The organism is Microcoleus sp. AT3-A2 (genome assembly GCF_036705685.1).
Classification (GTDB): Bacteria; Cyanobacteriota; Cyanobacteriia; order Cyanobacteriales; family Microcoleaceae; genus Microcoleus.
Genome location: NZ_JAUBVF010000033.1, coordinates 1 through 10,746, shown reverse-complemented (window position 1 = coordinate 10,746; position 10,746 = coordinate 1). Strand labels below are relative to the sequence as shown.

Annotated in this window: 4 protein-coding genes; 3 read left to right on the top strand and 1 reads right to left on the bottom strand. The window is 49.8% G+C overall.

Going from position 1 to position 10,746, the window contains the following annotated elements:
* Nucleotides 1–217: 217 nt before the first annotated feature.
* Nucleotides 218–349, bottom strand: coding sequence for a hypothetical protein (locus QUB37_RS18385; RefSeq protein WP_333164624.1), 132 nt, complete (start codon nucleotides 347–349; stop codon nucleotides 218–220).
* A gap of 262 nt (nucleotides 350–611) precedes the next feature.
* Here QUB37_RS18385 and ppsA point away from each other — a divergent pair, with 262 nt between their 5' ends.
* The 3 genes from ppsA to QUB37_RS18370 all read left to right on the top strand — a co-directional run.
* A complete protein-coding gene (gene ppsA, locus QUB37_RS18380; protein ID WP_333164621.1) occupies nucleotides 612–3,089 on the top strand; it encodes a phosphoenolpyruvate synthase in 2,478 nt (825 codons plus the stop codon).
* A 450-nt stretch (nucleotides 3,090–3,539) separates the two neighbouring features.
* Nucleotides 3,540–3,860, top strand: a complete 321-nt coding sequence (locus QUB37_RS18375) for a DUF6464 family protein (RefSeq protein WP_333100037.1) — start codon at nucleotides 3,540–3,542, stop codon at nucleotides 3,858–3,860.
* A gap of 1,299 nt (nucleotides 3,861–5,159) precedes the next feature.
* On the top strand, nucleotides 5,160–10,746 hold a 5,587-nt coding region (locus QUB37_RS18370), incomplete at its 3' end, for a DUF4347 domain-containing protein (RefSeq protein ID WP_333164618.1).

Sequence of the window (10,746 nt, the reverse complement as noted above, 5' to 3'; positions counted from 1 at the left end):
GGCAAACGCAATCAGGGGGAAATTTTTTAAGGTTTTTAGAAGCTGGGTTTCAGGATGAAACTAAGCTGCTTAGTATTTTTTTGGGCGATCGCCTCTGTGACACGATTTTAGATTTTAGATTCAGTCCAGAGATGAATTGAGGATGTGGAACTAGAATCTCCAATTTTGGGCCGATCACGACTCCTATCGGAAAGTAAGTATCGGTTTTTTGGCGGGTTCAGCCGATCGCGCGATCGAACGCCACTCTTTGTTTTCCTTCAATTCCCCTAGCAACACCATCCAAGGCATATCCCCACACCAATGAGCACTCAACCAAAAAAAAGCGGTGCGAACTATCTTCACTATTCATATTTTTACCACTTCTTTTATAATACCTTACATAAACTCATTACTGCGATTTCTTTACTTTTTGCAATCAAATAAAAAATCTCCACAGGCCTTGCTATTTAGCCAAAAAGTGATAATCTTGAAATAGAGGCAATCGAAAACTCGGTTGATACAGCCTAGGAAAAAATCCGAGAATTTTGGTAACAAAATTACAATTCCGAATAAACTGTCTTTTGTTTACTGTCCTTTGACCGAACTGAGATGAAGTTGAGAGGAAAAAAGCAATGATCGAAAATTTAGCAACTGAACAAAAATTCGGTGTAATTCCCAAAGATAAAGCCTTAGTATTGTTGTTTGATGAAGTCGGCATCGCCGACATCCCATTAGTAGGCGGTAAAAATGCTTCTTTGGGCGAAATGATTCAACAGTTAACCGCCCAAGGAGTCAGAGTTCCCAACGGATTTGCCACTACAGCACACGCTTACCGATACTTCATCCAGTCAGCGGGTTTAGAAGCTAAATTACGCGAAATTTTTGCCGATTTAGACGTAGAAGATCTGCAGAACCTGCGACAAAAAGGCAAGCAAGCGCGGGCACTGATTCTCGACACACCATTTCCGCGAGAACTCCAAGCGGCGATCGCGGATGCTTACGAAAAATTGTGCGATCGCTACGGCGACAGTACAGACGTAGCAGTGCGTTCCTCCGCCACCGCCGAAGACTTACCAGACGCCAGTTTCGCAGGACAGCAAGAAACCTACCTCAACGTCCAAGCTTGCGCTGGCGTCCTCGAATGCTGTCACAAATGCTTTGCTTCCATATTCACCGATCGCGCGATTTCCTACCGCCAACAACGGGGATTCGACCACTTTGAAGTCGCCCTATCAGTCGGCGTCCAAAAAATGGTGCGATCGGACTTAGCATCCTCCGGCGTCATGTTCAGCATCGACACCGAAACCGGATTCAAAAACGCCGTATTAGTCACCGCCGCCTACGGATTAGGCGAAAACGTCGTCCAAGGAACCGTCAACCCCGACGAATACTTCGTCTTTAAACCAACCTTAAAACAAGGTTTTCTCCCGATTTTAGACAAACGACTCGGCAGCAAAACGCTCAAAATGGTGTACGATATCGGCGGTTCTAAATACACCAAAAATGTCTCCGTTATAGCCGCAGAAAAAAATAAATTTGCTATACAAGATGACGAAATTCTGCAACTAGCAAAATGGGCAGTAGTCATCGAAGAACACTACTCTAAAGTGCGCGGGACTTATACCCCGATGGACATAGAGTGGGCAAAAGACGGCAATACGGGCGAATTGTTTATTGTCCAAGCGCGACCCGAAACAGTACAATCTCAAAAGTCTGCTAAAGTTTTGCGAAACTACAAATTGCAAGGCAGCAGTGCAGTTTTAGCAAAAGGACGCGCCGTTGGCGAATCAATCGGGCAAGGCAAAGCCCGCGTGATTTTAGATGTGCACAGAATCGCTGAATTTCAATCAGGAGAAGTTTTAGTTACCAACAAAACAGACCCGGATTGGGAACCGATTATGAAAAAAGCAAGTGCGATCGTCACCAATTCCGGCGGCCGCACTTGTCACGCCGCCATCATCGCCAGAGAAATGGGAATTCCCGCCATTGTCGGCACCGGCGAGGCAACCCAAATCTTGAAAAACGGGCAAGAAATCACTGTTTCTTGTTCCGAAGGAGACGAAGGCAAAGTTTATTCCGGTTTGCTTCCTTTTGAAATTCAAGAAACTGCGATCGAGAATTTGCCCCGCACCCGTACTCAAATTTTAATGAATGTCGGGAACCCAGAAGAAGCCTTTGGTTTATCAGCAATTCCTTGCGACGGCGTAGGCTTAGCGCGGCTAGAATTCATCATAGCCAATCACATTAAAGCACACCCGCTGGCACTGATTCACTTTGACGAATTGGTGGATGAATCAGTCAAGGAAGAAATTGCAGAACTCACAGCACTTTACCCACACAAACCCGATTTCTTTACCGACAAACTCGCCCACGGAATTGCCACAATTGCCGCTGCATTTTATCCAAATCCAGTTATCGTGCGGATGAGCGATTTCAAGAGCAACGAATATGCTAATCTTTTGGGAGGGCGGCAGTTTGAACCCAAGGAAGAAAACCCGATGATCGGGTGGCGTGGCGCGTCTCGGTATTACGACCCAAATTACCGCGAAGCTTACGCTTTGGAATGCAAAGCATTAAAGCGAGTTCGCGACGAAATGGGCTTGACAAATGTGATTCCGATGATTCCATTTTGTCGCACCCCGGATGAAGGGCGAAAAGTGTTAGCCGAGATGGCAAAACACGGTTTAGTTAAGGGCGAGAACGGCTTGCAAGTGTATGTGATGTGCGAATTGCCAAGCAATGTTATATTTGCTGACGAATTCGCCCAAGTTTTTGACGGATTCTCGATCGGCTCTAACGATTTAACTCAGCTAACATTAGGATTAGACCGGGATTCTGCTTTAGTCGCACACATTTTTGACGAACGGAATGAAGCTGTCAAGCGAATGGTAGCAATTGCCATTAAAGCCGCCAAGAAGTACGATCGCAAGATTGGGATTTGCGGTCAAGCGCCCAGCGATTATCCTGAGTTTGCTCGTTTCTTGGTTGAGTTGGGAATTGATTCGATTAGTTTGAATCCCGATTCGGTTTTGAAGACTTTGTTAGATGTTGCTAAGGTGGAAGGTGCGGGCTCGTTGATGGATTTAGCGGGGGATATTGCTAAGGTTTAACCGTTTTAGTTTTTGAGAGAAACCAAGTTTTTTAAACAATAGCTGGCTCATGTTCTGACTTGCTTGTTTTTGAACCGATTCGGTTTCTCATGTTTAGTCCTGTAAAATAACCGATTTCGCGTTTGTAGTGATGAATCCAAGTCCTCTGATTTTTATCAGGACTGGCATTCGTCACTACAAACCTATTTGATTGCTGGTAATTGACTTGACATAATATCACATCCTATCTGCACTTCTGGCTTTGTTGGGCTCCTGACGCTGCGCTTTACCAAGAAAGTGTCGCCAACAGCGATCGCCCTCCTCACGCGCCAGCTAACGGTTAACACAGGGGCGGTCTAGTTTGAGACTTGAGCGGGAACTTTTCTTATTTAAAACCGTCTTTTTGAGGAGGATTTTTTGTTGCCGATCGCCTAAATTAAAACAAATATTCTCCACATAAGCTCTGAAAAAGTGCTAACTGCTCTCCTGATTATTTTCATAGGTTTAGCTCCGTCGCTGCTGTCTTTGTGGGTGATGCGCTCTGCCCAGAGCCAAGCCCGCGACAGAATTGCAGCGGCCAGACTTGCGGTAGCGAATAGACCCATGCGAACTCAACTACCAACTGCCGATCGCACTTACATACAAAGCCTCGGTTATTCGATCGGCGATATCACTTGCGAGTATAACGCCCGCTCTAATTACATTCGCTGTGCTGTCAATCCTTCTGGGCCCTGTCAAGATTGTCGGTACTACCAAGCCAGAACTCTTGACGCTCGCGGTGAAAAGATATAGCTTATATTGGTGCTTGTATCTACGCCTATTTGCGGATGTAGTAATCAATGAGTTAGTATGTACTTACGTGTAATGATTATTGGTGAAGCTTGTTTGGGACGACCCACGCCCCAACTCAGCAATTAAAACCTAATCGAGCATTATTGCTTGGTTACAGTTGCCATAACTGGCGGATTGCGTTCGGTGTTTTTCTAGTTGAGGACTTACGATCGGAAACCAGGTTTAGATGATAAATTTTGGTTGGGCGGCGAGAAATCTATGCCTAAATAGAGTTTCTAGTCTCCTGGGCGTAACTCCTGAAGTTAAGAAAATTAGCCAACAAAAATCGTAAGTAGCTGAGGCGCAAATCTCCAAATCAGTTTCTCCAAAACATCATGAAAAATTCTGCACGAAACATTGTCCCGAGCATTTATCTTAAACAGAAACCCGCTCGAAGACTCTAAGTTGACAGTTTGAGAAGTTGCTTGTGGGAGCACTAATCTGTTTTTGCGATCGTAGCGAAACAGTCTCAAACCTAGATTGCTATCTCCAGACTCCAAGTCATGAATTTTTAAGACGCCTCGTCGATACAGGGTATGCCGATTTCAATTGAATCTCATATGTTGCACCATTTTCAAGAATAGGCTTTCTGGCCTGTTCCACAACAAGTGAATTTTCTTATGGGCTGGGCAAGATAACCCCCCCATAGAAGGCTTATTGAGAATGGTAAAAGATCTCAGTTGAATGACACTTCGGGCACGGCCGACATAATTATGTGACGGCTATCACTCCCTAATTAATGTCTAGTTGCTATTGTGAACAGGGTTTGCGCGCCAAAACAAAAGAAACCGAGTTTTTACCGGGAGCTAAGGCTGCAACCAAGTCTTTTCGTCCATCCAACCTGTTTATGCGTCCAGAAATAGTGAAAATTCTCTGCAAATAAAGTGCATTAGACGATCTACAGAAAACCTCATCAAGTAAATTTTTGAGAACTCCTGTTATTATCTACTGCGCGATGTAAGAGATAGGCGTGTAACAGAGACACTCGCTAATAGAAAAGAAAAAAGCCGAAGGCAAAATATCACCCGATAGAGAGATTATGGGGATTTAAACACCAAATCCTCAGCTTTTCTGCCGACGATATTTGCAATGCTATCAAACAGGAATATAGCACTGCTTTGTGCTGAGTAAAATTCACTTTTTGCTCTTGCTCCCCGTCAAGCTGCAGAGTCTCTTACTGTGCAATTAAACCTTGTCCACAGGTGATAATTATCATCTGGAAATGGGTACATCATCTACAATCCGTGAGCCAACTTGACCATGCAAAGCATCTGCAACAAACCAATTTCCATCACCCCACAAAAATGTGATTCCACCGCAATGATTGCGGGTACAAACTCCCAAACAACAGCAACTTATTATCAGAAAAAAGCCATAAAACAAGTAAACACAGAGGAGTATTTCCTGTCCCAGAAACTGCGTTGTGGCACAAGAATTGGGCATCCCCACAGAGAATTTTTGCGAGCAACTGTAGGGGCAAACCCCCCGTGGTTGCCCCCTCGGACTATAAAAAATGTACTGTTCCTCGATGCCAGAGTAGAGAAGTTCGACAGCTTGGCAAGAGGAGCAACAGCCGATACAGAGGTATTTGTATTGGACTCGACGCAGGATGGAGTCGAGCAAATTACTAGAATTTTGGCTAATTGCAGCGATTTAGACAGCCTTCAGATAGTTTCTCACGGTCGGGAAGCGAGGGTGCAGCTAGGGTCGATCGAACTCTGCAGCGACAATTTAGAAACCTACAGCCATTTGTTACAGCAGTGGGGAAAAGCCCTCAGCGAGAGAGGAGATATCTTGTTATTCGGGTGCAGCGTCGCAGCGGGGAAAAGCGGCGAGGTATTCGTGCGGAGGCTGAGCTTGATAGTCGGTGCAGATATTGCAGCTTCCGACAACTTGACGGGGAGTGCGGCACTCGGCGGCGACTGGGAATTAAAATTTGCGATCGGGGGAATAAAGAGGAGTATCGCCATTGAAAAAGAAGTCCTCGAAGCCTACCCTTACGCCCTCGGCACATTAGTTAACGAAACCTTCAAAAACTCAACAGTTAGGGGGCCTTGGATTTACGGGGGAAACAACGGGGCACTGTTCAATCCCACCAGCGGGGTGACCGCAGCCAATCAACGTATCCCCGGCATTACCGGAGGCACAGTATCCGGCGTACTTCCGGCTTTGGGCGGTTCGACTCCCGGCGATGGCGCTCTGCAATTAACTCCAGCAGCAGGTGATAGGGAAGCCTTTGTCATCTACAACAACCCCATTCCTTCAACCGACGGTCTCAGAGTCCAGTTTGATTTTTATTCTTACGGTTCAAGCCAGCAATTTAATGCTCCGCAACCATTTATTAGCCCTCAGCCAGGGGACGGGCTGGGTTTCTTCTTGATTGACGGCACTGCCAGCCCAACCAGGACTGGGGGTTATGGCGGTTCTCTGGCTTACGCTCCACGAACGGGTATACCCGGTATTGAGGGAGGTTATTTAGGCATTGGGCTTGACGAGTTTGGCAATTTTTCAACATCCACAGAAGGGCGCTCTGGCCCTGATCCATCTCCGATTCCCGGCTCCTCTATTGGTTCTTTCAGACCTGATTCAGTAACTGTTAGAGGAAATCAAGCAAACGGTTATCGGTTTTTAACAAATGCGATCGTTCCCTTCGGCATCGATAACATTCCTACGAGCATTGACTTTAGTGGCCCTGTTGCCGACAAAAATTTTAATTTCAGCAATACGTTCACGAGCGATCGCAATTTAGCCAAAAGATCCGTTCAAATTACCCTGAATCCATCTAACGATCCGGTGAATCCCTCTCGTCTCACCGTTGCTTTCGATGAAAATTTCGACGACATCTACGAAACTACATTAATCGACATCTCCAACTTGGCCACCGGAAACGACCCAGTACCGCCCCTTCTCAAATTTGGTTTTGGTAGTTCCACAGGAGGTGCAAACAACATTCACGAACTTCAAAACCTGGTAGTTGAAACTATCAATCCTCCCAGTATCGCCGCAGAGGTTTCCACTATTAAGACCGGCCCGCAGTTCGTCAAGCCCGGAAGCAGCATTACCTACACGATTACTACTGTAAACAGAGGGCCAGCGCCCGCTACAAATGTCCTGATTCAAGACGAAATACCTTTTGAACTGCTGCGTCCGGGGGGATTGCCGCCGGTTCTCACTGCCTCCAACAACGGCACTTACGTGAACCAAACAAAAGCTGTCACCTGGCCGTTAATTCCGGTTCTCAATGCGGGTGAGACTTTGACTTACACCCTGACTATTGATTTGCCGCCCGGTTTAACCAGCGGTAGCAGTTTTGCCAACGTTGCATTCAGCAATAGCTCGACTTTCGACCCCGACCTCAGCAACAACAGCGGTGTACTCGCGCCAGGGCAAATCGAGGGGCCGGGTGTAGTTTTTACCACAGTTGTCGATACAGTCGCGGATTTAGTTACTACCAAAAGTGGCCCTGTGACTACTTCGGCCGGGTCAAGCGTCGCCTATACATTGACTACGACTAATATTGGGCCAGACCCCGCTGCCAATGTGACCATCACGGACAGCATTATTCCAGGTTTAACAGGAGTCAGCCTATCAGACGGGGGGAGTTACGACCCAGTTTCGGGCATTGTCACTTTCCCAGCACTGACGGTGCTGGCAAATGCGGATACTGCGACCCACACCGTCAGTTTCACTGCCCCAGCCACCCGTACCGCCATCAGCAACACGGCCCGGAGTAGCGCGGCGACTTTCGATCCGATCGCCACTAACAACAACGGTTCGACAACCAACAAAGACGGCACTCCCACTAACTCTACGGTTACGACAAGTATTGCGCCCAACGCCGACCTCGCAACCACAAAAACGGGCTCTACGAGTGCTACTGCTGGTAGTTCGGTCAGTTATTCGATCGCCACAGTCAACTTAGGGCCGAGTCCTGCGGAAGCTGTAACTATCACGGACAGCATAGTTCCGGGATTAACCGGAGTCACGGCATCTAACGGTGGCGTTTACGATCCAGTAACCGGCATTGTCACCTTCGCGCCCGTGGCAATAGCCAACGCGGAGACAGTCACCCGGACGATCGGCTTCACAGTACCGCCCACCCTAACTTCCATCAGCAACACGGCAAGAAGTACCTCCATCACTCCCGACTCCACTCCGGCCAACAACAACGGTACAAACCCCAACGCCACCGTCACTACCTCGATCGAGGCTGTGGCCGATGTTGTCACCCAAAAAACGGCTCCGCCCAGCATCCAGGTGGGCGACACCCTCCTTTATACAATCACTACTACCAACAACGGGCCGAGTCCCGCGGCCAACGTAGTCATCACCGACAGCTTGATTCCCGGCTTAACTAATGTCAGCGTGTCCGATGGCGGAACCTACAATCCAGACACAGGGGCGATCGAGTTCCCAGCGATCGCGACTTTAGCCAGCGGCAGCAGCGTCACCCGCACCCTGATTTTTGTACCGCCGCCTACCCTGACGAGCATCACCAACATTGTATTGAGTCGATCGGACACTTTTGACCCGGACTTGACGAATAACAACGGCTCGACAGTCGCATTGCCCGGTCAGGCGGGGGGGCAAGTTGTTACCTCGATCGATGTAGCCCGCGCCGACCTGGTTACGTCCAAGAGCGGTCTCACATCTGCTCCTGGTGGTAGTTCCGTGACTTATACTATAACTACCGCCAACAATGGGCCGAATGCTGCTGAAAACGTAGTGATTACAGACAGCATCATTCCCGGTTTAACTGGAGTCAGCGCCTCCGATAACGGCACTTACGACCCCGTGACAGGGGTTGTCACCTTCCCAACAATTCGCCGCTTGACTAGCGGCAGCAACATCAACCGCGAGGTAACAGTAGTCGTTCCAGCGACGGGTACGATTAGCAATACTTCCCAGAGTCGATCGACCACTTTTGACCCAGAACCCAGCAATAACAACGGTTCCGAGTCCAGAGCCACTGTCACCACCGCCATCAGCCCGCAGCCAACACCCAACAAACTTCCATCAGCCGACAGCAGCAATGTGGCGATCGCGCCCAACAGCGTTGTCCTTCTTAGCGGGCTCGGAGGCAGAGACTCAGACGGCACAGTGGTTACATTCACCATCAGCACCCTGCCACCGGCAAATCAAGGCGTCCTGTTCTTGGGCGACCCCGCAACTGGGGGAGTCGCCGTCACGGCAGGTCAAGCCCTGACAGCCGAGCAAATGACGCAGTTATTCTTCCAGTCGGCCGGCAATTTCACAGGAGCTAATTTTACCTACACCAGCAGGGACAATCTCGGTGGCAGCAGTCCTGCAGCCACCGTTTCTCTGCTGTCGCTGGCGTTCAACTACCCGCCGGTACCCACAAACATCAGCAAGACACTGGCGCCAAACAGCACCGTCAACCTCACAGGGTTCACGGCAAAAGACCCCGACGACTCGATCGAATTCTTCACTATCAACACCCTGCCGGCAGCAAACCAAGGCGTCCTGTTCTTGGGCGACCCCAGCCAGGGAATCCGGGTCACAGCAGGCCAAAAACTTAGCACAAGTCAAATCAGCCAGCTATTCTTCCAAGCAACCAGCGAATTCGCAGCCGCCAACTTTACCTACAGCGCCACAGACAGGCGCGGCGCCATTAGTCCAGCCCCCGCTACAGCCTCCCTGCTAGCACTATTACCTCCCACCGACGAGCCACCCGTCGCCAACAACTCCAGCGTCGCTGTGTTGCTGGAAAGAACCGTGAACATCCCCGGACTCGGAGGAACCGACCCAGACGGGACGGTGGTTTCCTTTACCGTAAACACCTTGCCACCAGCCAATGAAGGCACGCTGTTCTTGGGTGATCCGAGCCAGGGAGTGCGGGTCACGGCTGGTCAAACCCTTACAGCCGAGCAAATTACCCAGTTGTTCTTCCAGGCGTCCGGCAATTTCACAGGAGCAAACTTCACCTACAGCGCTACAGATAACCTCGGTGTCATCAGTGCGGCAGTCGCCACTGTCTCTCTCATTCCCCTTAAGGAATCGATACCAACACCAGCCCCAACTCCAACACCAGCCCCGACGCCGATACCCGTGCCGACGGCGACACCAACTCCAACTCCAACACCAGCCCCGACGCTGATACCCGCGCCGACGGCGACACCAACTCCAACTCCAACACCAGCCCCGACGCCGATACCCGCGCCGGTACCAACACCAGCCCCGATACCGATACCGATACCAGCCCCGACGCCGATACCCGCGCCGATACCAACACCAGCCCCGACGCCGATACCCGCGCCGATACCAACACCAGCCCCGACGCCAACACCAGCCCCGACGCCGATACCCGCGCCGACGCCGGAACCAACTCCAACTCCAACACCAACTGCAACACCCGCGCCAGCCCCGGAACCAAAACCAGTCCCGCAACCCGAACCAATTGCAACTCCAACTGCAACACCAACACCAACACCAGCGCCAGAACCAACCCCCATATTCAACCGAGTACCCGAACCCGATACCAGTTGCGGTTGCGACCCACTGCCCCAGCAGCCTCTGATCAGATTTATCCCACCCCAGCCTTCACCAATACTCAACTTCGACTCCAACGCCGCCCAACTCATCGACATCCAAAACACGATGAGAGGCACTCCCGGAAACGATTCCTTAACAGGGAACGAAGCTAACCAACTGTTAATCTCCCTCAACGGCGACGACACAGTATTAGGTGAAGGAGGCAGCGATCTCATTTTCGGCGAACAACAGCGAGATTACATAGCTGCCGGTAGAAGCAACGACATCGTGTACGCCGGCAAACAAACCGATGCCGTATTTGGCGGCAAAGCGGGCGATCGCATTTTTGGTGATC

Bases quoted from the DNA above. Each gene is read 5' to 3' on its own strand.
- QUB37_RS18385 (WP_333164624.1), bottom strand. From the start codon at position 349: ATGAATAGTGAAGATAGTTCGCACCGCTTTTTTTTGGTTGAGTGCTCA.
- ppsA (WP_333164621.1), top strand. From the start codon at position 612: ATGATCGAAAATTTAGCAACTGAACAAAAATTCGGTGTAATTCCCAAA.